Here is a 24,768-nt window from a genome sequence, read left to right as displayed (position 1 = left end):
TTCAGGCGGAGGGGTCGTCCGGAGGCGTGCTTGTCGGAAAGGTCAGGACGAAACGCGTGCCCTGCCCCGGCGCGCTGTTCACAGAAATCGTCCCCTTCAGCGCTCCGACCGCCAGATTGTGCACGATGTGCAGGCCGAGCCCGCTTCCTCCCTCGCCGCGCCGGGTGGTGAAGAAGGGATCGAAGACCCGCGGCAGATGGTCCGCCGGAATGCCCCGTCCATCATCGGTGTAATCCAGCCGCACGGTGCCGGGCTCCGGTTCCTGCACCGTGATCGACAGGGCGCCGCCCTGCCCCTCCGCGCCCTGCGCGTCGACGAAGGCATGGGTGACCGAATTCATCACGAGGTTGGTCAGGATCTGCGACAGCGCGCCGGGATAGCTGTCGACCACCAGCCCGTCCGGGCAGGATACGGCGATGGTGTGCCGACCCTGGCGGAGCTTCGGTTCCAGGCTGACCAGCGTCTCCTGAATGTAGCGGTTGAGATTCACGGCCCGCCGTTCGGCGCTGGCGCGGTCCACCGCCACCTGCTTGAAGCTGGCGATCAGCTTGGCCGCCCGCTCGCAGTTGGTGAGGATCAGCGCCGAGGTGTCCGTGGCCGTGGCCAGATAGCGGGAAAAGTCCGCCTTGCTCAGCTCGCCCGACTGGGCGCGCCGGCGCAGCCCGGCGGTGGCGTCGGACAGATGCGACGCGCAGGACACGGCGATGCCCACGGGGGTGTTGATCTCGTGCGCCACCCCGGCCACCAGGGCGCCCAGGGAGGCCAGCTTCTCGGCGCGGACCATCGCCTCCTGGGCCTCGCGCAGGTCGGCCAGCGCGGTCTCCGCTTCCTGCCGCCGCCGTTCCAACTCCTGATTGGCGGAGCCGAGCTGCGCCTGCAGCCGGTCGCTGACCCGGACCAGGCGGCGCTGTTCGCGCGTGCTGCGCTGGAACGCCTCCACCAGCGCCTCGAAGTCGGCGCGCAGTTCGGGCGCGGCAGCGCCCAGCCTCTCCCCCAGAAGGCGGGCCTGCTCGATGGCCTGCTCCTCAGCGGCGAAGAGGTTGAAGGTCATGACGCCCCGTCGGCCGGAATCTGTTTGAGGGTGAAGGCGACGTGCTGCAGGTCCTCGGCAAAGTCCTCGCCCAGCTCCTGCATGGAATCGTCGTTCTCCTCGTAGCACCAGGTGACCGAGATGCTGCGTCCTTCACCGGCCGCCGTCTCCAGCATCTGGAAGATGTTCATCAGGGCTTTCGCGCTGGAGCTGTTGAAATACAGCAGCTCCATATCGAAGCGGATGGGATGGCCGCCCGCTTCGGCGAGAAAGGCGCGGAGCGCTGCGAAGATCGGGCCGAAGAAGGTCGCGACGTCGTCGGGATAGGACTCGCCGCTGAGGCGGAGCACGCCTTGGGCGAAGTCGAAGTCGACTTCGGGCGTCCGGCCCGTCGCGGGCAATTTCAGGGATTCCATGGTCGTCCGGATGTCCACAGCCGCTCTCAGATCCGAGCCTTGAGGCAGAAGAAGCTCTTGCCCTCGTCCATTTCGAGGAAATCATACTCGATTGGTTCGCTGGCGCGGCGCGCGATCTCGATCAGCCCGATGTTGGCGCCCCGTGCGCCTTCTTCCGGGGCTTCGCGCAACTGCTCCCGGTAATAGGTCTTGATGGCGTCCTTGTCCAAGCCCTTCAGATACTCGAGGCGGTCGCGCAGGCGCGGCACGTCGGCGTTGTACACGGTGTTGCCGCAGACGATGAAGACCTTCCCGCCCTCCATGCCGATGGTGACCATCCCGGCGCTCAGTTCGACCGGCTTCTCGCGCGCGCCGGTCACCTTTTCGGCCGAATAGCGGATGATGTTCTGCATCTGCTCGACGAAGACGGCGAAAACCCGGCGAACCGTCGGGCCATCGGTTTCCTCCAGGGTCATCTTCTCGCGCAACGCTTCGCCCAGGGAATAAAGTATCCCTTCGGACAGATAGCCGCTGAACGAGAAAATGATGCCTTTCTCGTCAAGGTCCCGTTTGATCCCGGCATATTGCTGAGCGAGCATAATGGAGTCCACGGTTCTTCCGTTGGAGTGCGAAAAGGCCGCCCGCCGTGTCTGAAGGGCCCGGACCGGTTTCCGGCCATCACGGCGGCCTTGTTATGAGCACGTTACATTTCCGTCTGCCGCGCTGGAAGGATTATCAAAGGAGGACGGCGGTGGACCGACCCGGCGCGTTCAGCTTTTCATCGGAAGGCGGACGCGGAAGAGGCTGCCCTGCCCGACCGTGCTTTCGGCGCTGATCGAGCCGCCATGCAGCAGGATGATCTGCCGCACCGTGTGCAGCCCGATGCCCGTCCCCGGCACGCCCGCGGAGCCGGTTCCCCGATAGTGCCGCTCGAAGAGCAGGGGCAATTCGTGCTGCGGGATGCCGCGGCCCTGGTCGGCCACCTCGACCACAGCCATGCCGCCGTCGGTCTGGCCGCGCACGGTGATGCGACAATCGCTGTCCGAATACTTAAAGGCGTTGTTCAGCAGGTTGCTGAACAGCATGCCCAGCAGATGCCCGTCGGCCATCACCACCGGCGGCAAGCCGTCCAGATCGAGGTGGAAGTCGCAGCCGGTGTAGGCGGTGCGGAAGGGTTCGGTCACCGAACGCAGCAGCGCCCTCAGGTCGACCTCCGCCCGCTGCACCCGCAGCGTGCCGGCCTGCAGCCGCTCGTCGGTCAAATGCGTGTCGATCAACCCGGTCAAACGCTGGACGCTGCTGCGGATCACGCGCAGCCGCTCCAGAGAGTCCGGGGTCTCCCGTTCGGCCCGCAGCGTCAGCATCTGGGCGGCGCTGTCGATGATGGCCAGCGGCGTGCGGAACTCGTGGCTGACCATGGTGACGAACTGGCGCTGCTGCTCGCGGGCCACCAGTTCCGCCTCCAGGGCCCGCTCCACCCGTTCCTTGGCGGCGACCAGGGCGGCCTGGTTGGCGGCCAGCTCGGCCGTCCGCTCGCCGACGCGCCGTTCCAGAGACTGGTTCAGCGCCACCAAGTCCTCGTACAGGCACACGTTGTCGAAACCGATGATGACGCGGGCGCAGAACAGCTCCAGCAACCGGTGATCGTCTTCGCGGTAGGGCTCGCTCCGCTCAAGGGCGAAGACCGTCGTCCCATGCTCCCGCGTGCGGAAGGCCAAGATGCAGCGGGCCGACCCGAAACTGCTCTGCTGGATCTCGAAGGCGGCGATCACCTGGGCGGTCAGGTCGGGCTCCAGGACGTCGGAAGCGGGCCGCCCGACGAACCGCGCGAAGCGGCCCGAGCCGGCGACCACGGTGGCCCGCGTCTTGCCGTCGCCGCGGTCCACCATGCGGCAGGCCAGGACGGCGCCGCCGCTGTTGTCCACGACCTTGCTGAGCTGGTCCACCAGCTCTTCCACCAGCGTGCGCATGGAGCGGGTTTCAAACAGCGGGGCGGAGGCGGCAAGGATGCGCTCCAGCCCCTGGCGGTGCCGTTCGATGGTGACGATGTCGCGCCACGCCCGCAGCCCGCTGACCAGCGTGGTGAACAGGCGCTGGGCGGTCAGCTCGCTCTTGGCCTTGTAGTCGTTGATGTCGTAGGCGACGACCACGTCACGCTCCGGCGCCTGTCCGGGCTGGCCGGTGCGCAGGATGATGCGCATGCGGTGGTTGTTCAGATCCTCACGGATGAAGCGAACCAGACGCAGACCGGCGTCGTCCGTCTCCATCACCACGTCGAGCAGCGCCACCGGGATGTCCGGACGGGTCAGCAGCAGCGACCGCGCGGCGGCGGCGGACAGGGCGCTGACCACTTCGAACGGGCGGCCTTCGAACTCGAAATCGCGCAGCAGCACCTCGGTCATGGTATGGACCTGGGGATCGTCGTCGACCACCAGCACGGGCCACGGGTCCGCCGGCCGGGCGTTGGCCGTGGAGTCGTCGGCGAAGCCGTCGTCGGGTCCGAACAACGGTTCGTCGTCCAGACCTTCGTCCATATCCTGGCCCATGCTATCCTCCACGCATGACCTACCCAAATGGTTCCGCATCGACGGACAAGGAAGGCACCAAAGCGGTACGAGACCTAAGCCCACCCGTCCAGGGGTGTAGCAAATTGTCACAAAACGTCATGCATTAGAGGAACCCAGCACGAATTTGGGCCAATTCTGCCCTTTGATGCATACCCAAGTATTACTGTAATCTTTTATACTCTCCGTAAACGAGGGAGTTTGCCCGCGTATGGACATGAACCTCAAGGGCGGGGACCTCAAAAATGGGGATTCCAATGGCAGGGACCTGGACGGCATGATCCCAAACGCCACGAAGCCGGACGGCACCGGGTTGGACGGTGCGCCCACCGGCCGGTACGGGGCGTTCCGCCGGTTCCTGTCGCGCTTCGACCGCCGTCCCGGTGCATCGCGGACCGCGGACCGGCCAGCCGGGCTGCCGGTCCGCGCCATGGTTCTCGGCCTGCTGTCCAGCCGACGGCAGGCGCACACGCGCCGCCTGTGGGCGCGGTGGCTGGAGCCGGTGATGCTGCGCGATCCGGCCCTGCTGTCGGTCGCCGATCCGCTGCCCGGATGCATCCGCGTCCTCGACACCGCCGGCTGGTGGCCGGCCCTGTCGCGGCGGATGGACGATCTGCCGGCCACCGTACAGAACCGCCTGGAGAACCGGCTGGCCGACGGCGCCCTGGACCGGGTGCTCGCCTCGCCGGAGATGGTGAACTGGGCGGAAAGTCTGCGCGACCGCTCGCTGACCGTCCTGGACGCGCTGCGCACCGACCCCGCCGCGCTCGCCCTGTTCCTGGAGGAGGCCAACACCCACCGCATGCGCGCCGCCAGCGCCCTGGCAATCCCCGGCGGCGTCGTGGCGCTCCGACCGCTGGACGGCGCGGACGTGGAGACGCTGACCACCGCGCTGCGCCTGTCCGATAGCTGGAGGATGCTGGGAGGGCGGGCACCGGACATGGAGATCGACGAGTTGCTGGCCTGCGTGCGCGGCGCGATGGCCAACGACAGCGTCCCGCCGGAGGCGATGGCCCTGTTCGCGGTGGCCGGTCTTTACACCCGTCGCGACCCCCTGCTCGGCGCGGCGCTTCGGGCGCTGCTGCCTCTGCCTCTGGTCGATGCCGCCGCGGCGTGGCTGACGGCGCACAGCGAGGAGAGGAACGGCAGCGCCTCCAACCTTCCCATGCTTGGCAGCGGCCCGGCGCCTGCCGATCGAGGACTGCGGGACCTGTTCGAAGCCGCGCGGCGCTCCGGAGACCCATCCCCGGCGCTCATCAGACGGCCAGGGCATTCCATGGCCGGGGTCGCGGATCTTTCCGGCACTCAGGGCCTGCGCTGATGGTCCGGGTGATGATGCGATGAACATGGACACCTTCGCCCTCGCCGTGCTGGTCCTGTGCGTCGGCGCGCTGGGCCTTGCCGTGGTGTACGAGGCCTCGCGCCTGACCGCCGCCGGCAGCCGCAAGGCGCTGCTGCGGCGGAAGCTGGAGGCCCAGGCCGCCGACCTCGCCGACCTTGGCCACCGCATCGAGGCCGTCCAGTCCGAAAGCGCCGCGCGGCAGGAGGCTCTCGACCGGCTGACCGCCGAGCGCGGGCGCCTGACCGGACTGATCGCATCGGTCAAGGCGTCCAAGATCGCCCTGGTGCACGAAATCGGCGACGCGCAGAGCGGCGCCCAGCGCTATGAGAGCGAATTGCGCACCGTCCCGAACTTCGCCCGGCTTGATCCTCGGCGCATGCTGTTCGCGCGGGCGATCTGGGATCGCCGGAACATCGCCCGGGTGTGGGCCGACACGCCGGACGCCGCGGCGGCGATGCTCCAGCGCGCCTTCAGCGCGCGCAACGGGGTGCTGTCCTCGCGGCCCGAGACGATCCCGCTGATCCCAGCCGGAAGCGGGGCCAACGACAGCGCACGGCCGGACTCGTTATGACCGCGATCATCCTCTACGCCTCGCTGCTGCTGCTCGGGGCCAGCGTCCTGGTGAACCGGATGGGCGAACGCCGCGTCCGCGCGGCGCGCGGCGAGATCGCCACCGCCGAGAAGGACATCCGGAGCATGGAGCAGCGCATCCAGGAGGCCCGGAAGACGCTGGAGACGACGCGCGGGACGCTGGGCGGCTTGGAGGAGGCGTTGGCCGAGGCCAAGCGGCAGGCCGAGGTGCTGGAACGGCAACTCGACGCGGTCCAGCAGGCGCCGATGGAGCTGTTCCACGTCTTCGACCGGCTGGAGGCCCGGCCCGGAACCATCTGGGAGGTGACGGTGCGCCGCGCGCCCGACGCGCTCTACACCAGCGGCGCCATGGCCGCCTCCTGGCGCGACGGGCGGGCCTATCTGGTCGTCGCCGCCAACCAGAAGGAGGCGCTGGACCGCGTCGCCCAGCGCTTCCCCCGCGTGAACGGCTACGAGATCGGTCCGGTGCTGACCTGCCGCCTGTTCCTGCCCAAGGATGCGACGGAGCGCAAGCGGGCCTGATCCCTTCTGTGAGCCCCGCCACAGCGCGGGGAGGACACCGTGGTTAGAGTGGAGCGAACGACCCTCTTGCTCCGGTGACCGCCATGACCCGCCGCACCACACCGCACCCCCAGCCCCCTTCGCCGTCGCAACCGGCCACCCGCGAGCGCCCCGCGCCCGGCTTTACGGTCCTGCCGCTGGATGACCGCCGCTGCCCCCGCCGTGAGGTCGCCGTGCTGTGCGAAACCGACAGCGGCCACCGCTGGGACGGGGCTTGACCGGACCGCCCGCATCCCCATATCCCGGTCGCCCTCCCGTGAGGACGACCTCACCGCGGCACGCCCGTTTCGGGCGTGGGGAGTTCGGCGGGGACGACCCTGCCTCCAATCCATCGGAGGTGTTCCATGTCCTGGGTCATCCTGTTCTTCGCCGGTCTCTTCGAAATCGGCTGGGCTGTCGGCCTGAAGCAGACGGAGGGTTTTACCCGTCCCATTCCCACCGCCCTGACCGTTGCCTCGATGGTCATCAGCCTCGCCCTGCTTGGGATGGCACTGAAGTCGCTGCCGCTCGGCACCGCCTACGCCGTGTGGACCGGCATCGGAACGGTCGGCACGGTGCTTCTGGGCATCCTGCTTTACGGGGAATCCGCCGACATCCTGCGGCTCGGCTGCATCGCGCTGATCGTGGCGGGCATTCTCGGGCTGAAGCTGATCACACCCTGACCCACCGCCGCCATCAGGCGCGTTCCTTCCGCAGGGCCGCGCGCGCGGCGTAGCCGATTCCTCCGGCCAAGGCCAAGCCGGCGAGGAAGGCGAAGCCGCAGGCGGCGGTTCCCGTGGTGCTGACCGACAGGCGTTCCTCCTGGCCGGTGAAGCGCCCATGCGTGCGGTGCAGGCCCGGAACCGGCTCGAACAGATTGTCGGGCCGGTTCGGCGCTTCCGTTTCCTCCGTTTCCTGCCCCTCGAAAGCGGTGAAGGCCACCCGGTAGTCGGCGTAGGCGGGAAGCGCCTGCGTGCCGAGGATCGCCTCGGCGGTGGTGAAGCCCAGCCAGTGCTCCCGCTTCGGGTCCGCCGCAGCCCGGACGATGGCGCGGCCGATGTCGTCCGGGTCGAAGATGGCGCCGACCGGCCGCGCCCGGCGCGGCATGTGGCTGCGCGCCCAGTCGAACTGCGGCGTGTTGACGGCGGGCAGATGGACCATGGTCACTTGCAGGCGGCTGCCGTCGTGGATGAGTTCGGAGCGCAGGCTGTCGATGAAGCCGCGGATGGCGCTCTTGGCGCCGCAATAGGCCGCCTGGAGCGGGATGGAGCGGTAGGCCAACGCCGACCCGACCTGGAGGATGAGACCGCGGTCGCGCGGCAGCATGCGGCGCAGCGCCGCCATCGTGCCGTGGACGGAGCCGAGATAGGTCACCTCGGTCACCCGCCGCACCTCCTCGGGCGTCAGGTCGCGGATGCGCCCGAACACCGTCACCATGGCGTTGTTGACCCAGACGTCGATGGGACCGAGCGTGCGCTCGGCCTCGTCGGCGGCGGCCTCCACCGCCTTGGCGTCGGCGACGTCGGCGGGCAGCACCAGCGCCGTGCCGCCAACTCGTCCGATCTCCGCCGCCACCTCCTCCAGCGCCTCGCGGGAGCGGGCGATCAGCCCGACCGCAGCACCCCATTCCCGCGCGAAGGCAAGCGCCGTCGCCCGCCCGACCCCGGCGGACGCTCCGGTGACGACGACGACGGGCCGGGTCCGGCCGGCAACGGGATTGGTGGGCATGGCGGCGGGGCTCCATGGGCTGGGACGGGCATCGACGCTGTCCCAACCCGCCTGGAGCCCGCCGGTTCCGCCACCATAGTTCCGCCGCCGTTACGCTTACGGCGCTTCCACGATCTCGAAATCGTGGGTGATCGCGGCGGTGGCGCCCAGCATGATGGAGGCGGAGCAGTATTTCTCCGCCGACAGGGCGATGGCGCGCTCGACCTTTGCCGGGTCCAGTCCGCGCCCGGTGACCACGAAATGGACGTGGATCTTCGTGAAGACCTTGGGGTCGGTCTCGGCGCGCTCGGCCTCGATCTCGGCCACGCAGTCGGTGATGGCCTGACGGCCCTTCTCCAGGATCATCACCACGTCGAAGCCGGTGCAGCCGCCCATGCCGATCAGCAGCATCTCCATGGGACGGATGCCCAGATTGCGCCCGCCCGCCTCCGGCGCGCCGTCCATGACCACGGCGTGGCCGCTGCCCGACTCGCCGACGAACATCCGCCCATCAACCCACTTCACCCGCGCCTTCATGGCGGTCTCCCGATTATTGTTCGTCTTCCAATGGATGGCAGGGCTTGCAGCCGGTCGGCCAGGGCTCGCCCAGATCCTCCACGAAGCAGGTCCAGGACGGGCTTTCCAGGCGGATGCAGGCGCCGCCGGCAAAATTCAGGACCAGGGCGCCCTCCGCCGCCTCGACGGAGAGCAGTTCCAGGATCTGCGCGCGGTTCCTCACGTCGAGGCCGCGCAGCTTCACGGCCTTCACCCCCTCGATCCGCACGCCGCAATTGACGCGCTCGAAGGGGGTCAGATGGTCGTCGTCAGCGGTGGGGCCGGGGCGGCGCTTGCCCGCCGTCTCCCACTTGAAGCGGTTGGCCACCAGCACGAAGCGCGCCTCTTCGGGCAGGAAGCACATGTCGCCGATCGGCAGGATGGCGTCCTGCAGGCAGGCGGAGACGACTTTCAGATCCTCGGCATCCTGGGCGCGCAGGCGGATCGGCGTGGCGGTCATGAGCTTCCCTTCGCTGTGGACGGCTGGACGGGCGCAGGACGCCGTCAGTCGTCCTCCGCCCGGATGCGTTCGATGTCCGCGCCGCAGGCCGCCAGCTTGTCCTCCAGCCGCTCGTAGCCGCGGTCGAGGTGATAGACGCGGTTGACCGTCGTCTCCCCTTCCGCCGCAAGACCGGCCAGGACCAGCGACACCGACGCGCGGAGATCCGTCGCCATAACGGGCGCGCCGGTCAAACGCTCCACACCCCGGACGAGGGCGGAGGAACCGTGCACCGTGATGCGGGCCCCCATGCGGGTCAGCTCGGGCGCGTGCATGAACCGATTCTCAAATATGGTCTCGGTGATCATGCCTGCACCCCTGGCCGTGCACATCAGGGCCATCATCTGGGCCTGAAGGTCGGTGGGGAAGCCGGGATAGGGCTCGGTCATCACGTCCACGCCGACCAGCTCGCCGTTGGCGCGGGAGACACGGATGCCCGTCTGGCCGTTGGTCTCGATCTCGGTGAACTCCACGCCCGCCGGGACCAGGGCGGTCACCGCCGCCTTGATCAGGTCCATGCGGGTGTTCAGGATGTCCAGCGTGCCGCCCGTCATTGCCGCCGCCATGGCGTAGGTGCCGGTCTCGATGCGGTCCGGCACCACCATGTGGCGGGCGCCGTTCAGCCGGTCGACGCCGACGATGGTCAGCCGGTCGGTGCCGATGCCGGTGATCTTGGCGCCCATCTTGACGAGGCAGTCGGCGAGGTCGCTGACCTCCGGCTCGCGGGCGGCGTTGACCAGCACCGTGGTGCCACGGGCCAGAGTGGCGGCCATCAGCAGGTTCTCGGTGGCGCCCACCGACACCTTGGGGAAGACATACTCCGCACCGCGCAGGCCGCCCGGAGGCGCCTTGGCGACGATGTAGCCGCCCTCGATGCGGATGTCTGCCCCCATGGCCTCCAGGCCCTTGATGTGCAGGTCGACCGGGCGCGCGCCGATGGCGCAGCCGCCGGGCAGCGACACCTTGGCCTCGCCGCAGCGGGCGAGCAGCGGGCCGAGCACCAGGACGCTCGCCCGCATCTTGCGGACGAGGTCGTAGGGGGCCGTGGTGTTGGTGATGTCGCGGGCGGTGAACTCCACCACGCGGCCGGCGCAATCCCCGCCCGCCCCGGCCATGTGGATCGCGACGCCGTGCTGGAGCAGCAGGTTGCACAGCGTGTTGATGTCCGCGAGGATCGGCAGGTTGGTGAGCGTCAGCGTCCCGTCGGTGAGGAGCGCCGCGGTCATCAGGGGCAGCGCCGCGTTCTTGGCGCCCCCGACCGTGATCGACCCGTGAAGGGGCTTGCCGCCGCGGATGCGGATCTTGTCCATGAAGCTGTCTTGTCCGGTCAGATGCTGTCGAAAAGGCCGAAGCCCGGCGGATTAGGCCATCTTGCGGGTCCGAGGGTCCGCATGATGCCCATCATCGTCGGACTCCTCCGGTCTTACGGGGATTGAATCTGTCAGGCGTTGTAGCGGAGCATGCGGGCGCGCTCAAGGGAAGGAATTGAGGCTTTTTCTCATGGAAGCCCTTCTCCCGCCGCAATTGAAAGGACAGACCGCGTGACACAGGACAGCGCCCGGGACAGCATGGTGGACGACCTGACCCTCTCCCTCTCCGGGCGGCTCGACCCGGACGAGGTGAAGCAGATCCATGGCGAACTGCGCGCCTTCAACGAGCGCTTCACCGCCCCCTACGACCTGCGGGACCTCCAGGTGACCGTCCGCGGCGCGGACGGGGCGCTGATGGCTGGGCTGACTGGCTACACGAACTGGGAGTGGCTGTATGTGGACTATCTGTGGGTCCATGACAGCCGGCGCGGCGGCGGGCTCGGCGCCCGCCTGCTCGCCGCGGCCGAGGGGGAGGCGGTGAAACGCGGCTGCCGCTGGTCACGCCTCTACACCTACGATTTCCAGGCGCCTGGCTTCTACCGCAAGCAGGGCTACGAGGTCTGGGCGGAGATGGAGGGCTACCCGCCGGGGCACACGCAGATCTGGCTCAGGAAGGCTCTGCAGCGGGACGGGGAATAGCCTGCACGGCGGATTCATTGCGCTTCAGGAAGACGATCACCGCGCAGACCACGACCATGCCGGCCAGTTGGGGCGGCTCGAAGCTCTCGCCCAGCAGCAGGAAGGCCGTCACCCCGGCGAAGACGGGATCGAGCATGCCGATCACCGTCGCCGGGAACGGCTCGATGGTCTTCAGCCCTTCCAGATAGAGCCAGTAGGGCGCCACCGTGCCGAACACGCCGATGAACAGGACGAAACCGACCGTCTCCCAGGTCACCTCGACCGCTGCGTAATCAATAGCCGGAGTGGCGAGCAGCCAGAACAGCGCCGACAGGAAGAAGGGCCAGAAGGTCATCGACCAACTGTCCAGCCCCCGCCGGTGGCCGTGGGCGCAGCGGACGTTGTAGGCGGCGAAACACACGGCGCAGAGCATACCGACCGCCGCCCCCAGCGCGTTGCCCGACCACAGGGCCGGGTCGTAGGCGCCGACCAGCAGGAAACAGCCGGCGGCGTTGCCCACCAGGATCAGCGCCACCACCCGGTTCATCCGGTGGGTGCCGAGCAGCAGCCCGGCGGCCACGATCAGCATGGGCGCGGTGTATTCCAGCATCAGCGCCAGCGCCACGTTGGTCAGGGCGATGGCGTAGAAGAAGGTCAGGTTGACCAGCGTCAGCCAAACCGCCAGTTCCGCCAGTAAGGGCAGGTCCGCCCGCCGCACCCGGATCGGCCGGCCGAGCGCCAGCATGATCAGGGCCAGTACGGCGGCGGACACCATGGCGCGCACCGCGATCATGACCAGCGGCGGCATGGAGGCGACGAACATCATCTTCGCCGCCGTCCCGGCCACGCCGAACAGCAGGGCCGAGGCGACGATGCAGCCATAGCCCCACAGGCGCGCCCGCGCCGACTCAACCACCATGGCCCTGCCCTGCCCCATTCCGGATCGGCGGCAACGATAGCGTGCGGGTAAAACCGGGCCGATGCGGCAAATGAGTCATCAGCCCTGTGACGATCAGCCCGGCTGGCCGTCCTTCTCCCGCCCGCGCGCCTGCTCCTTGCGCTTGCGCAGGTTCTCGCGCAGACGGGCAGCGAGCCGGTCCTGCTTGTCGTCTTTTTTCGGCGGGGCGGCGGGAGTCGCAGCGGGTGTCTTGGTCGTCTCGTCGGTCGTCATGCGGCGCTCGCGGCAAGCGGAGCCGGGGCGGCGGCGCTGCCCCAGCGGCGGTTCCAGTCCTGGAACATCAGCACGTTCCAGAGCCGGTGCTGGTTGTTGCGGGTTCCGGCCAGATGCTCCGCCCAGCAGGCGCGGATCGGCGCGGGGTCGAGCAACCCTTCCCGGCGCAGCCGTCCCTCGTCCAGCAGATCCTCCGCCCAGTCGCGCAGCGGGCCGCGCAGCCAGCCGTCCAGCGGGATGGCGAAACCGGCCTTGGGCCGCTCCACCAGGGCCGGCGGGACATGGCGGTAGAGCACCTGACGCAGCAGCCATTTGCCCCTGCCGTCGCGCAGCTTCTGCGCGGGCGGCACGCGCCAAGCGAACTCCACCACCCGGTGGTCGAGCAGCGGCACGCGGGCCTCCAGCGACACGCCCATGCTGGCGCGGTCCACCTTCGCCAGGATGTCGTCCGGCAGATAGGTGACGCTGTCGAGGTGCTGCATCCGTTCGACGAAATCGGGGATGCCCGCCGCCAGCCCGTCGTCCCAGGCCGGGCCTTGCGGCTCCCGCCCGCCGCGGACCAGCGCGTTAGGGTCCTGCCACTGGCTGACCAGCCGGCGGTAGATGGCGTCCGGCCCCGCGGCGTCCAGCACGCCGGCCAGCTTGTGCAGCTTGTCGCCGGTCTGACGCGGGCGCCGCCCCTCGGGGATCAGCCCGGCCAGCGCGTCCCAGCCCGCCGGCCGTACGGCGCGGATCAGCCCGGCGGCGCCCCGGCGCAGCCCGGCGGGCAGCGACGCCATGCGCCGCCACAGGGCGGGCGCCGTGAGATAGCGGTTGTAGCCGGCGAACAGCTCGTCCCCGCCGTCGCCGGACAGGGCCACGGTGACGGAGCGCCGGGTCATCTCCGACACCAGCAGCGTCGGGATCTGGGAGCTGTCGGCGAAGGGCTCGTCGTACCAGTCGGCCAGCTTGGGGATGACCTCCAGCGCGTGGCTGGCCTCCACCCGAAGCTCGGTGTGCTCGGTGCCGAGATGGGCGGCGACCGCGCGGGCGTGCACCGCCTCGTCGTAGCCGTCCTCGCCGAACCCGATGGTGAAGGTGCGCACCGGCCGCGCGCTCTGCGCCTGCATCAGCGCGACGACGGCGGAGCTGTCGATCCCTCCGGAGAGGAAGGCGCCCAGCGGCACGTCGGCCATCATCTGCCGCCCGACCGCGTCCTTGAGCAGCGCTTCCAGCGCATCCGTCGCGTCGTCGTCGGACAGCGCCAACCGGTCGGCGATTCCGGCCCGCGCCGCGTCGCCGGCATCCCAATAGACGCTGCGCTCGGGTTCGCGTCCCGGACGGAGGGTCAGGATGCTGCCCGGCTCCAGCTTGTGAACGCCCCGGTAGATGCTGTGCGGCGCCGGGACGTAGCTGAATCGCAGAAAGGCGGACAAGGCGTCGCGGTCGATCTCCGCCGTGAAGGCGGGATGGGCGCGCAGCGCCTTGGGCTGGGAGCCGAACAGCAGCGCCCCGCCCATCCGCGCCCAATAGAGCGGCTTCACCCCCAGATGGTCACGGACAAGGTGGAGCGTGCGCTCGCGGCGGTCCCACAGGGCGAAGGCGAAGATGCCGACCAGCCGACGCACGGTGCGCTTGACGCCCCAGGCGGCGCAGCCTTCCAGCAGCACTTCGGTGTCCGAATGGCCGCGGAATTGGTGGCCGGCGGATTCGAGTTCCGCCCGCAGGTCCTGGAAATTGTAGATCTCGCCGTTGTAGACGATGACCCAGCGCCCGTCCGCCGACTCCATCGGCTGGCGGCCCAGCGGCGACAGCTCGACAATGGAGAGCCGCCGGTGGCCGAGCGCGATCCCGGCTCCCCCATCCGCCCACACGCCGTCCCCGTCGGGCCCGCGGTGGGCGATGGTGTCGGCCATGCGCCGTGCTGTGGCCTCAAGCCCGGATGCAGGCCCAGAGTCGGCCAGGAAGCCGCAGATGCCGCACACGGCGCGCGCCCTCGCTTTTAGTGGTCGGAGCGGTGCAGGATGCTGTCGCGCAGGCCCGTCTCGTAGGCCATGCCCTCGGCGGTCACGACGCCGTAACCGGCATCGCGGCGCAGCATGCCCTTGCGCTCAAGGATGGTCCAGACGGCCTCGTTGGTCAGGCCGGTGGCGTCGCGGGAGGCGACGACCGCGCTGCCCAGATGGAAGTGGTTGCCATGGGCGTGCGGCAGGTTGGTGACCTGGAAGGCCCCCTCCTCGCCCTCGACCGGCTTCTGCTCCAGACGGGCGAGTTCCTGAAGGAGGGTCAGCGTCTTGAGCTGCAGCGGGTTGAGGTTCGCGGGATTCTTCTTCGGCGGCATGGATGTCCGGCTCGGCAACGTGATTAAGGTTGCGGCAGTAGATCGGGTGCGCCCGGCGGCTGTCAAGCGGTGGAGGATTTTTGCGGACTGGCGTCCGGTCCCCGGGTCGGGCATAAGACGGGCTGTTGACGCGCGTTACCTTTGAGACGAGCGTCTGGCCGGCGCAGGCCCGTCAAGGATGGTGGATATGACGATCGTGGTCACCGGCGCGGCCGGCTTCATCGGCTCGCACGTCGCCGCAGCCCTTCTGGACCGCGGCGAGACGGTGTTGGGGATCGACAACCTCAACGACTACTATTCCGTGGCGCTGAAGGAGGCGCGGCTGGCCCGCCTCACCGCCCGTCCCGGCTTCCGCTTCATCAAGGCCGACGTGTCCGACCGCACGGCGGTCGAGGCGCTGGCCCCCGACTTCGCGGCGGCGACCGGCGTCGTGCATCTGGCCGCCCAGGCCGGGGTGCGCTATTCGCTGGAGAACCCCTACGCCTATGTGGACGCCAACGTCACTGGGCAGGTGGCGATGCTGGAAGCCGCAAGGCGCATGCCGAAGCTGAGGCATTTCGTCTACGCCTCCACCTCCTCCGTCTACGGCGCCAACAAGAAGATGCCCTTCTCGGTGGAGGACCGCGTCGACTCCCCGATGTCCATCTACGCCGCGACGAAGAAGGCGGCGGAGATGATGACCTACGCCTACTGCCATCTCTACAAATTTCCGGCGACCGGCCTGCGCTTCTTCACCGTCTACGGCCCGTGGGGCCGCCCGGACATGGCCGCCTACCTGTTCGCCGACGCGATCATGGCGGGCCGCCCGATCCGCGTCTTCAACGAGGGGCGGATGAAGCGCGACTTCACCTATGTGGACGACATCGCGGCGGGCGTGCTGGCGGCGCTCGACCGCCCGGCGGCCGCCGATGCCAACGGGGCGCCCCACGCCGTCTACAACCTCGGCAACAACCGGACCGAGGATCTGATGCGCTTCATCGGCATCATCGAGGAGTCGCTGGGGCGCAAGGCGAACATGACCATGGAGCCGATCCAAGCCGGCGACGTGCCGGAAACCTCCGCCGACATCGAGGCGAGCCGCCGCGACCTCGGCTATGAGCCGACCACCTCGATCGAGACCGGCCTGCCCCGCTTCGTCGCGTGGTACAAGGGCTACCACGGCCTCGCCTGAGGTCCGCCGTTCCGATCCGCCCCTCCGAGATCCGCCCCCCCGAGATCCGCAACGTGTCCGTGAAACCAAAGCTGATCTACCTCGTCACCGAGGACTGGTATTTCTGGTCGCATCGGCTGCCGATGGCCCGCGCCGCGCGCGACGCCGGCTTCGACGTCGCGGTGGCCGCCCGGATTGACCGGCATGGCGACCGCATCGCCGCCGAGGGCTTCCGCGTGCTTCCCCTGTCCTGGCAGCGGCGCAGCGTCAACCCGCTGGGCGCCCTGTCCGCCGTGGCGGAGATCGCCGCCCTCTACCGCCGCGAGGCGCCGGACATCGTTCATCATGTGGCCGTGAAGCCGGTCGTGCTGGGCGGGCTGGCGGCGTGGCAGGCTGGCGTTCCCGCCGTGGTCAACGCCCTGGCCGGGCTCGGCACCATGTTCCTCGGCACCGGTGGCGCCAAGGCCCGGCTGGCCGGTCGGCTGGCGAAGCCGGTCCTGGGCGGCATGCTGCGCCGGCCCAACAGCGTCACCATCCTGCAGAACGAGGACGACCGCCGGACCCTGCTGGCGCAGCGCCTGATCACCCCGGACAAGACCTGCATCATCCGCGGTTCGGGCATCGACACGGCGCACCACGCGGTCCTGCCGGAGCCGCCGGAGCCGCCGGTGACCATCGGCTGCGCCGCCCGCCTGCTCGCCAACAAGGGCATGGACCGGCTGGTCGAGGCGCACGGCCGCCTGCTGGGCAAGGGGCTGGACGTGCGACTGATCCTGGCCGGCCAGCCCGACCCGGCGAACCCCACCTCCTTCCCGCAGCCGGTCCTCGACGGCTGGGCCGCCCGTCCGAAGGTCGAACTGGCGGGCCATCTCGACGACATTCGCGACCTGTGGCGGCGCTGCCACATCGCCGTGCTGCCGACGCTGGGCGGCGAAGGGCTGCCGAAAAGCCTGCTGGAGGCGGCGGCCTGCGGGCGGGCGATCGTCGCCACCGACGTGCCGGGCTGCCGAGAGGTGGCGCGCGACCGCGAGAACGCCCTGCTGGTCCCGCCCGGCGACGTGGCGGCCCTGGCCGAGGCGCTGGAGGTCCTGGTGCGCGACGCTGCCCTGCGCCGGCAATTCGGCGCGGCCAGCCGGCGGCTGGTCGAATCCGACATGGCGGCCGACCGGGTGGGCGCGAAGACGGTCGAGCTGTACCGGCGCCTGCTCGCCTCTGTCCAGCCCGGCACGGCCCCGGTGGCGGAGGCGTCATGAGCGGCCCTTTGGCTCTGGCCCTCGCCCTCGGCGGCGGTGTCGCGCTGTCCTGGCTGCTCACTGGGCGGGTGCTCGCCTATCTGCGGCGCAAGGCGATCCTCGACCACCCGAACGACCGGTCCAGCCACTCCATCCCGACGCCGCGCGGCGGCGGCTGGGGCGTGATGCTGACCCTGCTGCCCGCTTGGGCGATCATCGCCGCGACGGCGGACGAGCCGCTGCGAGCGCTGCCGATCCTCGCCGGGGCGGTGGCGCTGATGGCCGTCTCCTGGATGGACGACCGGCGCGGGCTGGGGCCGGCGCCGCGCTTCCTCGCTCAGATTGCCGCGGTGGTTGCCGGGCTGAGCGCTCTTCCCGGAGGTGTGCTTCCCGGCGAGGGGCTGGTCTTCCAGGGGCTGCTGCCCTTCTGGGCGGACCGGCTGGTCGCCGCGGTCGGCTGGCTGTGGTTCGTCAACCTGTTCAACTTCATGGACGGCATCGACGGGCTGGCCGGTGGCGAGGCGGCGTCCATCGGCGCCGGGCTGGCGCTGGTCGCCGCGCTGGCCGGGCTCGACCCGGCACTGGCCCTCTACGGACTGGCTGCGGCGGGTGCGGCGCTGGGCTTCCTGATGTGGAACTGGCACCCCGCCAAGCTCTTCATGGGCGATGTCGGCAGCGTGCCGCTGGGCTACACGCTGGGCTGGCTTCTGCTGGTCCTGGCGGCCTCGGGGCTGTGGGTCGCCGCGCTGCTGATCCCCGCCTATTTCCTGGCCGACGCCACCTTCACCCTGCTGCGCCGGCTGGCCGAGGGCAAGAAGGTCTGGCAGGCCCACCGCGAGCATTTCTATCAGAAGGCCACACAGCGCGGGCGCAGCCACGCCCAGGTGGTGCGGCTGGTCCTCGCGCTGAACGCCGCGCTTCTGCTGCTGGCCGTGGCGTCGCTGGCGCTCGGCTGGGTGGTGCTCCCGGCGGGGGCGGCGGCGGTCGTGCTGCTGCTCGTCCTGCTGGCGCGGCCTGCGCGGGCGGCGGCGTGATGCGCGTCCTGGTCACCGGGGCCACCGGCTTCGTCGCGCGGACGGTCATCCCCCTGCTGGTGTCGCGCGGGCACAGCGTACGAGGCGTGGTTCGCCGCCCAGACGTCGCGGTTCCGCAGGCGGCGGAAACCGTCACCATCGGCGACATCGGCCCGGCCACCGCCTGGGGCAACGCGCTCCAGGGCATGGACGCGGTGGTCCATCTGGCCGCCCGCGTCCACGTCATGCGCGACCGTGAGTCCGATCCGCTGGCCGCCTTCCGCCGAGTCAACACCGCCGGCACCCGCGTGCTGGCCGAGGCCGCCGCGGCGGCGGGCGTCAAGCGCGTGGTCTATCTCAGCAGCGTCAAGGCGCTGGCCGACGAGAGCCGCCCGGACGAGTTGAGCGAGGAGACGGAGCCCGATCCGCATTCCCCCTACGGCATCTCAAAGCTGGAGGCCGAACGGGCGCTGGCGGAGATCTCGGCCCGCACCGGGCTGGAGGCCGTGGTGATCCGCCCGCCGCTGGTCTACGGCCCCGGCGTCGGTGGCAATTTCCTGCGGCTGATGCAGGCGGTGGACCGCGGCATCCCCCTGCCGCTGGGCGCCTTGGAGAACCGGCGCAGCCTGATCTTCGTGGGCAATCTCGCCGACGCCATCCAGGAATGCCTGACCCACCCGCAGGCCGCGGGCGGGCGGTTCCTGGTCCATGACGGACGCCCGATGTCGACGGCGGAGCTGGTGCGCGCCATCGCCGAGGCGCTGGACAGGCCCGCGCGCCTTTTGTCCGTGCCGCCGTCCCTGCTGGCGCTGGCCGCGCGGCTGGCCCGACGCGAGGCCATGCTGGACCGCGTCGCCGGTTCCCTGGTGATTGACGACGGGGCCATCCGCCGGGCGCTGAACTGGCGCCCGCCCTGCTACCCCGCGTACGGCTTGCGCCTGACCGCCGAATGGTTCAAAGCTGTGCGCGGCTGAACGGCCATCATGGTCCGCGGGTTGCCCGAAAGGGAACGGCCCCGGACAAAGCGATATTCCAAGGTAAAGCGCATGCGCATCCTGTCCCCGCGGGCGTCCCTCGTCTACCTGCACGACCTGACGATGACGGCCGTTTCCCTGGTTGTGGCGCTGTATCTGCGCGTGGGCCAGCAGGCGTTCGACGAATACAGAGACCCGTTGCTGACGGGACTGCCCATTCTGGTTCTGATCGGCGCGGTGGCGTTCCGTTTCTCCGGCCTGTACCGCGGCATCTGGCGCTACGCCTCGGTGCCCGATCTGGCGCAGCTCCTGCGCGCGGTCACGATGGTCGTGCTGTGCTTCGTCGCGGTGATGTTCGTGCTGACGCGTCTGGAATCCCTGCCGCGGTCCCTGCCGGTGATCCTATGGTTCGTGCAGCTCGTCCTGCTGGGCGGCCCGCGCTTCGCCTACCGTCTTGTCAAAGACCGCCGTCTGGGCCTGCATGATCGGGATTCGACGGGGGTGCCGCGCATCCCCGTGCTCGTGCTGGGCGTCAGCGACGCGGCGGAGCTGTTCATCCGCTCGCTGGACCAGAACGCCGGCGCCGCCTACCGGGCGGTCGGGCTGCTCGACGACAAGAACCGCCGCATCGGCCACGCCATCCGCGGCGTGCCCGTGCTGGGCGGCCCCGACGATCTGCCCCGCGTGGTCGAGGAATTGGCGCAGCGCGGCGACCGCCCGCAGCGCCTGATCGTCGCCAAGGGGCAGGCCGATGTGCCCGGCACCGTCCTGCGCGACCTGCTGGAACAGGCGGAGTCCCTCGGCCTGTCGATGGCACGGTTGCCCAGCCTGACCGAGTTCAAGTCGGCGCTGGGCGAGGGCAAGATCGAGGTGCGCCCGATCGCCCTGGAGGATTTGCTGGGCCGGCCCCAGGCGGTCCTCAACCGCGGCGCCATCGCCAGTCTGGTGACCGGGCGGCGCGTCGTCGTCACCGGGGCGGGCGGCACCATCGGCAGCGAGCTGGTCCGGCAGATCGCCGCGCTCGAACCGGAAACGTTGACCCTGGTCGATGCCGGGGAGTTCAACCTCTACAGCATCGAGATGGAGGTGCGGGAGCGCTTTCCCGCCTTGGCGCTCCAGGCGGTGATCGCCGACGTGCGCGACCGCGACCGCATCTTCCGCCTGTTCCAGGCCCAGCGCCCGCACATGGTCTTCCACGCCGCCGCGCTGAAGCATGTGCCGCTGGTCGAGGCCAACCCGGCCGAAGGCGCCCTGACCAATGTCATCGGCACCCGCAACGTCGCGGACGCGGCACGGGCCAACGGCTGCCAGGCAATGGTCCTGGTGTCCACCGACAAGGCGATCCGCCCGACCAGCGTGATGGGCGCCACCAAGCGCTTCGCCGAATGCTACTGCCAGGCGCTCGACATGCTGCCGCCACGCGACGGCGGCGAGACGGCGACCCGTTACATGACGGTCCGCTTCGGCAACGTGCTGGGCTCCAGCGGGTCGGTGGTTCCGCTGTTCACCCGCCAGCTCGCCAAGGGCGGCCCGCTGACCGTCACCCACCCCGACATGCGCCGCTACTTCATGACGGTGCGCGAGGCGGTCGAGCTGGTGCTCCAGGCCTCCGCCCATGGCGTCGCCCGCGCGGAGGAGCGCGGCAAGGTACTGGTGCTCGACATGGGCGAGCCGGTGAAGATCGTCGACCTCGCGCGGCAGATGATCCGACTGGCCGGCTACCGGCCCGGCGAGGACATCAAGATCGAGTTCACCGGCCTGCGCCCCGGCGAAAAGCTGTTCGAGGAGATCCTGACCTCGGCGGAGGCGCCGTCGCGCACCGAGGCCGACGGCGTGTTCCTCGCCTCGCCGCGGGTCATCGACTACGCCCTCATCAACCGCGCCCTGGGCGAGCTGGAGATGGCGGCGCGGGCCGGGGACGCGGAGCGGGTGATGACGATCCTCTCCAACATCGTCCCCGACTTCCGCGCCGAGGCCGTCCTGCCACCGCCCAGCGCCTTCGGCAACGCCTCCGGAGAGGGCGGCGCCGACTGACCGGCGCGGTGACGGGCATGACCATGGGCGGGGATTTTCCCGCCCATTTTTCTTTGGCGAAAAGGCTCTTCCCCGCTTGCATCGCGACAAGCCCTGTGGCATAACCCGCGCCACTTCGACGGTTGGCCGCAAGTTCTTCCCGGCCAGCGACACCGTCCCGGCGCTGCCGTAGCTCAGTGGTAGAGCACTCCCTTGGTAAGGGAGAGGTCGAGAGTTCAATCCTCTCTGGCAGCACCATCCTCCCTTTTCCTTATGACTTCGAAAATGCTGAAGCGCAGCCTTTGTCCGGCTTGCGCGGCTTTTTGCGTTCCGCATTGAGCGATGGGTCTGGACCTCGCCCCCTCCCTACCCCTCCCCCGCTTCGCAGGGGAGGGAACGGATGCCGCTTCGCATAAGGCCCTCTCTCCCGCGCAGCGGTGGAGAGTCGGGGCGGGGGCAAAGTCTCGCCGAACTCAGGCCCCCTCCCCCACGCCCCAAAAGAAAAACGCCGCCCCGGATCGCTCCGGAGCGGCGTCTTCCTTGGAACCCGGACGGGCGCCGTCGTTAGTCGACGACGGTCACGCCGCGGCGGTTCTGCGCCCAGGAGGCCTCGTTCGAGCCGAGGACCGCCGGCTTCTCCTTGCCGTAGGAGATGACCTTAACGCGCGAGGCGTTGATGCCGCCGGCGACGAGGTAGTTCTTCACCGAGTTGGCGCGGCGCTCACCCAGGGCAAGGTTGTACTCGCGGGTGCCGCGCTCGTCAGCGTGGCCTTCGACGGTCACGGTGACGTTCGGGTACTGCTTCAGCCAGGACGCCTGACGGTCCAGGGTGGCGCGAGCCTCCGGAGCCAGGTCGTAACGGTCGAGACCGAAGAACACGCGGTCGCCGACGTTGACGACCAGGTCTTCCTGGGTGCCACCCTGAATCTGCTTGGTCTGGGCAGTGCCGGTACCAGCGCCGTTGCCGGCGTCCTTCGGAGCAGTTTCGCAAGCGGCAACCAGAGCGACGGCGGCGATCAGGCTCAGATACTTGATACGCATGTTAAATGACCCCCTAAGCGACACGATATGTTTTGACCGGATTGTGGTGGAAGAACGCCGCCGACTTCCGCCAGACCCCGACGGAAGTACCGACTTCCGGCCTTCGTCTTGAGCGTCGTTCTTGCGCGCGCAAAATAGGGCTAGTCCACTAGGGAATCAAGGGCGACCATGCAGGATCGGAGCCGTCGAGCGGAGTGATCACACGGCGTTCGTTTGCGCCCGTCACGTCGATCGTGTAGAGCTTCGCGCTTCGCCCACGGCCATCCCCGGCCGGAACATCGCGGAAGAAGCTCAGCACGCGGCCGTTCGGCGCCCAGGTCGGGCCTTCCACGTGGAACGACTCGGTCAGGATGCGCTCGCCGGTGCCGTCCGGACGGATCACGCCCAGCGCGAAGTTGCTGCCGCGCTGGCGGGTGAAGGCGATCAGGTCGCCGCGCGGCGACCACACCGGCGTGCCGTAGCGGCCCTCGCCGAAGGTCAGGCGCTTCGGCCCCGAGCCGTCCGCGTTCATGATGTAGAGCTGCTGGCTGCCGCCGCGGTCCGACTCGAAGACGATGCGCTGGCCGTCCGGCGAGTAGCTGGGACCAGTGTCGATGCCCGGCGAATCGGTGAGCTGGGTCTGGCGGCGGGTCCGCAGGTCGAGGGCGTAGATGTCGGTGTTGCCGTTCTGCGCCATGCTCATGATGACCTTGTTGCCGTCCGGCGAGAAGCGCGGGGCGAAGGTCATGCCGACGAAGTCGCCGAGGACTTCCTGGCGGCCGCTGTCGATGTTGAACAGGTACACGCGCGGCTTCTTGTTGAAGTACGACATGTACGTGATTTCCTGGGTCGCCGGCGAGAAGCGCGGCGTCAGGACAAGGTTCTTGCCGTCGGTCAGGAACTGATGGTTCTCACCGTCCTGGTCCATGATGGCGAGCTGCTTCTTGCGCGCGTTGGCCGGGCCGGATTCGGCCACATAGACGATGCGCGTGTCGAAATAGCCCTCTTCGCCGGTCAGCCGCTTGTAGATGGCGTCGGCGACGATGTGGGCGATGCGGCGCCAGCTGTCGGCGGTCGCGGTGTAGCTCAGCCCCTGCATGTACTGGCCGGCGGCGACGTCCCACAGGCGGAAGTCGACCTTCATGCGGCCGTCGCCCATGGCGGTGGTGTTGCCGGCGACGAGCGCCTGGGCGCCGACGGCGCGCCAGTCCTGGTAGCGCGGCTCGCCGGAGCGGAGCTGGTCGGGTGTCTGCAGGAAGCCCTTGGGGTCGAGCGGCCGGAACAGGCCCGACCGCTCCAGATCGGCGGCGACCACCTTGGAGATGTCCGAGCCGACCTGCGCCTCGCGCCCGCCGGCACCGGCGAAGCTGGTGATGGCGATCGGCAGCGGCTCGACCACGCCCTTGGTGATGTCGATTCGCACCTCGGCGCGGGCCGGGGCGGGCGCCGCGACGCCGAGGGCGAGCAGCAGGGCGCCGGCGCAACCGGCGGCCTTCAGCAGGAGCCTCGTCTTCTTCGTCATCGTCAGAACATGTCCCTCGGGTCGAAATTGAACACGAAGTAACGCCACTCTTCATACCGGGCGGGCGTGAAGTCGCCGGAAAACTCGCTGATGGGCAGGGGGCTGGCCCGCTTCACCGCGCGCAGCGCGGCGTCGGCCGATGCCCGGAAGGCCGCGTCCGACATGTAGCGGGAGCGGTACCTCTCGTTGATCGTCGCGTTGAGGACCGAACCGTCGCGGCCCAGCTCAACGATGATCTCCACCTGCATGTTCCCGGCGTCCTTGCGGCCCGGGTCGAAGTTCCAGTTCTTGCTCACCGCGCCGCGGATGCCGTCGATGGCGCGGCCCGACGGCTTGAACGGCTTGTCGGGTCCGTTCACCGCCTTGGCCGCCCCCGAGGGCGCCGGCGATGCGGCGGCGTTCTGGGTCGGCTTGGCGTCGGCCTTGCTCTCGGACGCCGCCGGCTTGGCCGGGGCGTTCTTCTGAACGTTCTTCAGAAGGTCGGCCAGCGCGTCGGTCTTCTCCGGCGGCTTCTCCGGCTTCTTGGGCTCGGCCTTCGGCGTCTCCGGCTTGGCCGGCTCGGGCTTCTTGGGCTCGGGCTTGGGCGGTTCCGGTTTGGCCGGTTCCGGCTTCGGCGGCTCGGGCTTCTTCGGCTCCGGCTTCGGAGGCTCAGGCTTCGGCGGTTCCGGTTTGGGCGGCTCCGGCTTCGGAGGCTGCGGCTTCGGTTCCGGCTTGGGCTCGGGCGGTTTGACCACCGGCGCCGGCTCCGGATCGGGCGGCGGCGGGGGCGGTGCCGACTTGGGCGGCGGCGGCGGTTCGCGCGCCGGGGGCGGCGTCACCTGGGCGACCTTGGGCGGCTCCGGAACCTTCGGCTCGGGGCGGGGCGGCGGCGGGGGCGGCGGCTCGCTGGCCGGCTCCGGCGGCGCGGGGGCCGGCGGGCTCGGCTTGGCCTCGGGGACCGGCGGCTTGGGCGCCGACGGTTTGGGCTCGCCCTTGTCGACGCGCGCGGCCTGGGTCACCTCGCCCATGTCCACGATCTCGATCGGGATGGACTCGGGGATGTCCAGCTTGCGATCGCTGGGCGGCATGCCGAGCACGAACAGCGCGACCAGCGCGACGTGCAGCGTTGCCGAGGCGATCAGGGGTTTGCGCATGGGTCAGCC

The 24,768-nt window shown here is 69.6% G+C and carries 25 protein-coding genes and 1 tRNA gene; 11 read left to right on the top strand and 15 right to left on the bottom strand.

Annotation, left to right across the window (positions count from 1 at the left end):
- Position 1: 1 nt before the first annotated feature.
- The 4 genes from FHW79_RS07250 to FHW79_RS07235 form a co-directional block, all read right to left on the bottom strand.
- Positions 2–1,051 carry a HAMP domain-containing sensor histidine kinase gene (locus FHW79_RS07250; protein ID WP_183178258.1) on the bottom strand — a complete coding sequence of 350 codons (1,050 nt, stop codon included), beginning with the start codon at positions 1,049–1,051 and terminating at the stop codon, positions 2–4.
- Complete coding sequence (locus tag FHW79_RS07245; RefSeq protein WP_348984072.1) at positions 1,048–1,431, bottom strand: DUF1987 domain-containing protein; 384 nt, start codon at positions 1,429–1,431, stop codon at positions 1,048–1,050. Before FHW79_RS07245 ends, FHW79_RS07250 begins: the two co-directional genes overlap by 4 nt.
- Positions 1,432–1,472: 41 nt before the next feature.
- On the bottom strand, positions 1,473–2,024 hold the full coding sequence (locus FHW79_RS07240; protein ID WP_183178256.1) for a SiaB family protein kinase: 552 nt from the start codon (positions 2,022–2,024) through the stop codon (positions 1,473–1,475).
- Between the two features lie 171 nt (positions 2,025–2,195).
- A complete protein-coding gene (locus FHW79_RS07235) occupies positions 2,196–3,971 on the bottom strand; it encodes a DUF3369 domain-containing protein (RefSeq protein ID WP_183178255.1) in 1,776 nt (591 codons plus the stop codon).
- A gap of 295 nt (positions 3,972–4,266) precedes the next feature.
- On the opposite strand from FHW79_RS07235, the gene FHW79_RS07230 reads away from it, so the two are divergent.
- From FHW79_RS07230 to sugE, 4 genes are all read left to right on the top strand, one after another.
- Positions 4,267–5,310 carry a hypothetical protein gene (locus tag FHW79_RS07230; RefSeq protein ID WP_183178254.1) on the top strand — a complete coding sequence of 348 codons (1,044 nt, stop codon included), beginning with the start codon at positions 4,267–4,269 and terminating at the stop codon, positions 5,308–5,310.
- A 25-nt stretch (positions 5,311–5,335) separates the two neighbouring features.
- A complete protein-coding gene (locus tag FHW79_RS07225) occupies positions 5,336–5,902 on the top strand; it encodes a hypothetical protein (protein WP_183178253.1) in 567 nt (188 codons plus the stop codon).
- Positions 5,899–6,444, top strand: a complete 546-nt coding sequence (locus tag FHW79_RS07220) for a hypothetical protein (RefSeq protein ID WP_183178252.1) — start codon at positions 5,899–5,901, stop codon at positions 6,442–6,444. The genes FHW79_RS07225 and FHW79_RS07220 overlap by 4 nt, the downstream gene beginning before the upstream one ends.
- 383 nt (positions 6,445–6,827) lie before the next feature.
- Complete coding sequence (gene sugE / locus FHW79_RS07215) at positions 6,828–7,145, top strand: quaternary ammonium compound efflux SMR transporter SugE (RefSeq protein ID WP_183178251.1); 318 nt, start codon at positions 6,828–6,830, stop codon at positions 7,143–7,145.
- Between the two features lie 13 nt (positions 7,146–7,158).
- Here sugE and FHW79_RS07210 read toward each other — a convergent pair whose 3' ends face one another.
- From FHW79_RS07210 to murA, 4 genes are all read right to left on the bottom strand, one after another.
- The gene (locus FHW79_RS07210) at positions 7,159–8,190 is read right to left on the bottom strand and encodes an SDR family oxidoreductase (RefSeq protein WP_183178250.1); all 1,032 of its coding nucleotides are present in this window, start codon (positions 8,188–8,190) and stop codon (positions 7,159–7,161) included.
- A 96-nt stretch (positions 8,191–8,286) separates the two neighbouring features.
- On the bottom strand, positions 8,287–8,706 hold the full coding sequence (locus tag FHW79_RS07205) for an OsmC family protein (protein ID WP_035674032.1): 420 nt from the start codon (positions 8,704–8,706) through the stop codon (positions 8,287–8,289).
- Positions 8,707–8,719: 13 nt separating this feature from the next.
- A complete protein-coding gene (locus FHW79_RS07200) occupies positions 8,720–9,184 on the bottom strand; it encodes a DUF2948 family protein (RefSeq protein ID WP_183178249.1) in 465 nt (154 codons plus the stop codon).
- A 44-nt stretch (positions 9,185–9,228) separates the two neighbouring features.
- On the bottom strand, positions 9,229–10,533 hold the full coding sequence (gene murA / locus FHW79_RS07195; protein ID WP_183178248.1) for a UDP-N-acetylglucosamine 1-carboxyvinyltransferase: 1,305 nt from the start codon (positions 10,531–10,533) through the stop codon (positions 9,229–9,231).
- A 231-nt stretch (positions 10,534–10,764) separates the two neighbouring features.
- Here murA and FHW79_RS07190 point away from each other — a divergent pair, with 231 nt between their 5' ends.
- Complete coding sequence (locus tag FHW79_RS07190; RefSeq protein ID WP_348984071.1) at positions 10,765–11,232, top strand: GNAT family N-acetyltransferase; 468 nt, start codon at positions 10,765–10,767, stop codon at positions 11,230–11,232.
- Here the strand turns inward: FHW79_RS07190 and FHW79_RS07185 are convergent.
- From FHW79_RS07185 to FHW79_RS07170, 4 genes are all read right to left on the bottom strand, one after another.
- The gene (locus FHW79_RS07185; RefSeq protein WP_183178247.1) at positions 11,201–12,130 is read right to left on the bottom strand and encodes an EamA family transporter; all 930 of its coding nucleotides are present in this window, start codon (positions 12,128–12,130) and stop codon (positions 11,201–11,203) included. The genes FHW79_RS07190 and FHW79_RS07185 overlap by 32 nt on opposite strands.
- A gap of 93 nt (positions 12,131–12,223) precedes the next feature.
- Positions 12,224–12,382, bottom strand: a complete 159-nt coding sequence (locus FHW79_RS07180; RefSeq protein WP_183178246.1) for a hypothetical protein — start codon at positions 12,380–12,382, stop codon at positions 12,224–12,226.
- Complete coding sequence (gene asnB / locus FHW79_RS07175; protein WP_183178245.1) at positions 12,379–14,346, bottom strand: asparagine synthase (glutamine-hydrolyzing); 1,968 nt, start codon at positions 14,344–14,346, stop codon at positions 12,379–12,381. Before asnB ends, FHW79_RS07180 begins: the two co-directional genes overlap by 4 nt.
- Before the next feature lie 17 nt (positions 14,347–14,363).
- Positions 14,364–14,702, bottom strand: a complete 339-nt coding sequence (locus tag FHW79_RS07170; RefSeq protein WP_014240524.1) for a hypothetical protein — start codon at positions 14,700–14,702, stop codon at positions 14,364–14,366.
- Between the two features lie 187 nt (positions 14,703–14,889).
- On the opposite strand from FHW79_RS07170, the gene FHW79_RS07165 reads away from it, so the two are divergent.
- The 6 genes from FHW79_RS07165 to FHW79_RS07140 all read left to right on the top strand — a co-directional run bounded on the left by FHW79_RS07165 (position 14,890) and on the right by FHW79_RS07140 (position 21,342).
- Positions 14,890–15,873: an SDR family NAD(P)-dependent oxidoreductase gene (locus FHW79_RS07165; RefSeq protein ID WP_183178244.1), complete on the top strand. Its 984-nt coding sequence runs from the start codon at positions 14,890–14,892 to the stop codon at positions 15,871–15,873.
- Positions 15,874–15,926: 53 nt separating this feature from the next.
- Positions 15,927–17,105, top strand: coding sequence for a glycosyltransferase family 4 protein (locus FHW79_RS07160; protein WP_348984070.1), 1,179 nt, complete (start codon positions 15,927–15,929; stop codon positions 17,103–17,105).
- Positions 17,102–18,118 carry a glycosyltransferase family 4 protein gene (locus tag FHW79_RS07155; RefSeq protein ID WP_183178243.1) on the top strand — a complete coding sequence of 339 codons (1,017 nt, stop codon included), beginning with the start codon at positions 17,102–17,104 and terminating at the stop codon, positions 18,116–18,118. Before FHW79_RS07160 ends, FHW79_RS07155 begins: the two co-directional genes overlap by 4 nt.
- Positions 18,118–19,071 carry an NAD-dependent epimerase/dehydratase family protein gene (locus FHW79_RS07150; protein WP_183178241.1) on the top strand — a complete coding sequence of 318 codons (954 nt, stop codon included), beginning with the start codon at positions 18,118–18,120 and terminating at the stop codon, positions 19,069–19,071. The genes FHW79_RS07155 and FHW79_RS07150 overlap by 1 nt, the downstream gene beginning before the upstream one ends.
- Before the next feature lie 72 nt (positions 19,072–19,143).
- On the top strand, positions 19,144–21,105 hold the full coding sequence (locus tag FHW79_RS07145; RefSeq protein WP_183178239.1) for a nucleoside-diphosphate sugar epimerase/dehydratase: 1,962 nt from the start codon (positions 19,144–19,146) through the stop codon (positions 21,103–21,105).
- 162 nt (positions 21,106–21,267) lie between these two features.
- Positions 21,268–21,342, top strand: a tRNA-Thr gene (locus tag FHW79_RS07140).
- Between the two features lie 306 nt (positions 21,343–21,648).
- Here the strand turns inward: FHW79_RS07140 and pal are convergent.
- From pal to FHW79_RS07125, 3 genes are all read right to left on the bottom strand, one after another.
- Positions 21,649–22,125 (bottom strand): peptidoglycan-associated lipoprotein Pal, encoded by a 477-nt coding sequence (gene pal, locus FHW79_RS07135; protein ID WP_145686967.1) that lies wholly within the window; start codon positions 22,123–22,125, stop codon positions 21,649–21,651.
- A 148-nt stretch (positions 22,126–22,273) separates the two neighbouring features.
- A complete protein-coding gene (tolB, locus tag FHW79_RS07130) occupies positions 22,274–23,626 on the bottom strand; it encodes a Tol-Pal system beta propeller repeat protein TolB (RefSeq protein ID WP_094307343.1) in 1,353 nt (450 codons plus the stop codon).
- Between the two features lie 2 nt (positions 23,627–23,628).
- Positions 23,629–24,759, bottom strand: a complete 1,131-nt coding sequence (locus FHW79_RS07125) for a TonB C-terminal domain-containing protein (protein ID WP_183178237.1) — start codon at positions 24,757–24,759, stop codon at positions 23,629–23,631.
- Positions 24,760–24,768 lie beyond the last annotated feature (9 nt).

Source organism: Azospirillum sp. OGB3 (assembly GCF_014192915.1).
Taxonomy (GTDB): domain Bacteria; phylum Pseudomonadota; class Alphaproteobacteria; order Azospirillales; family Azospirillaceae; genus Azospirillum.
The sequence above is the reverse complement of the archived record's forward strand: the minus strand, read 5'-3'. Positions and strand labels throughout refer to the sequence as shown.

Bases quoted from the DNA above. Each gene is read 5' to 3' on its own strand.
- tolB (WP_094307343.1), bottom strand. From the start codon at position 23,626: ATGACGAAGAAGACGAGGCTCCTGCTGAAGGCCGCCGGTTGCGCCGGC.
- FHW79_RS07210 (WP_183178250.1), bottom strand. From the start codon at position 8,190: ATGCCCACCAATCCCGTTGCCGGCCGGACCCGGCCCGTCGTCGTCGTC.
- FHW79_RS07145 (WP_183178239.1), top strand. From the start codon at position 19,144: ATGCGCATCCTGTCCCCGCGGGCGTCCCTCGTCTACCTGCACGACCTG.
- FHW79_RS07205 (WP_035674032.1), bottom strand. From the start codon at position 8,706: ATGAAGGCGCGGGTGAAGTGGGTTGATGGGCGGATGTTCGTCGGCGAG.
- pal (WP_145686967.1), bottom strand. From the start codon at position 22,125: ATGCGTATCAAGTATCTGAGCCTGATCGCCGCCGTCGCTCTGGTTGCC.
- FHW79_RS07185 (WP_183178247.1), bottom strand. From the start codon at position 12,130: ATGGTGGTTGAGTCGGCGCGGGCGCGCCTGTGGGGCTATGGCTGCATC.
- murA (WP_183178248.1), bottom strand. From the start codon at position 10,533: ATGGACAAGATCCGCATCCGCGGCGGCAAGCCCCTTCACGGGTCGATC.
- FHW79_RS07170 (WP_014240524.1), bottom strand. From the start codon at position 14,702: ATGCCGCCGAAGAAGAATCCCGCGAACCTCAACCCGCTGCAGCTCAAG.
- sugE (WP_183178251.1), top strand. From the start codon at position 6,828: ATGTCCTGGGTCATCCTGTTCTTCGCCGGTCTCTTCGAAATCGGCTGG.
- FHW79_RS07240 (WP_183178256.1), bottom strand. From the start codon at position 2,024: ATGCTCGCTCAGCAATATGCCGGGATCAAACGGGACCTTGACGAGAAA.
- FHW79_RS07155 (WP_183178243.1), top strand. From the start codon at position 17,102: ATGAGCGGCCCTTTGGCTCTGGCCCTCGCCCTCGGCGGCGGTGTCGCG.
- FHW79_RS07220 (WP_183178252.1), top strand. From the start codon at position 5,899: ATGACCGCGATCATCCTCTACGCCTCGCTGCTGCTGCTCGGGGCCAGC.
- FHW79_RS07225 (WP_183178253.1), top strand. From the start codon at position 5,336: ATGGACACCTTCGCCCTCGCCGTGCTGGTCCTGTGCGTCGGCGCGCTG.
- FHW79_RS07200 (WP_183178249.1), bottom strand. From the start codon at position 9,184: ATGACCGCCACGCCGATCCGCCTGCGCGCCCAGGATGCCGAGGATCTG.
- FHW79_RS07235 (WP_183178255.1), bottom strand. From the start codon at position 3,971: ATGGGCCAGGATATGGACGAAGGTCTGGACGACGAACCGTTGTTCGGA.
- FHW79_RS07230 (WP_183178254.1), top strand. From the start codon at position 4,267: ATGATCCCAAACGCCACGAAGCCGGACGGCACCGGGTTGGACGGTGCG.
- FHW79_RS07125 (WP_183178237.1), bottom strand. From the start codon at position 24,759: ATGCGCAAACCCCTGATCGCCTCGGCAACGCTGCACGTCGCGCTGGTC.
- FHW79_RS07180 (WP_183178246.1), bottom strand. From the start codon at position 12,382: ATGACGACCGACGAGACGACCAAGACACCCGCTGCGACTCCCGCCGCC.
- FHW79_RS07150 (WP_183178241.1), top strand. From the start codon at position 18,118: ATGCGCGTCCTGGTCACCGGGGCCACCGGCTTCGTCGCGCGGACGGTC.
- FHW79_RS07250 (WP_183178258.1), bottom strand. From the start codon at position 1,051: ATGACCTTCAACCTCTTCGCCGCTGAGGAGCAGGCCATCGAGCAGGCC.
- FHW79_RS07165 (WP_183178244.1), top strand. From the start codon at position 14,890: ATGACGATCGTGGTCACCGGCGCGGCCGGCTTCATCGGCTCGCACGTC.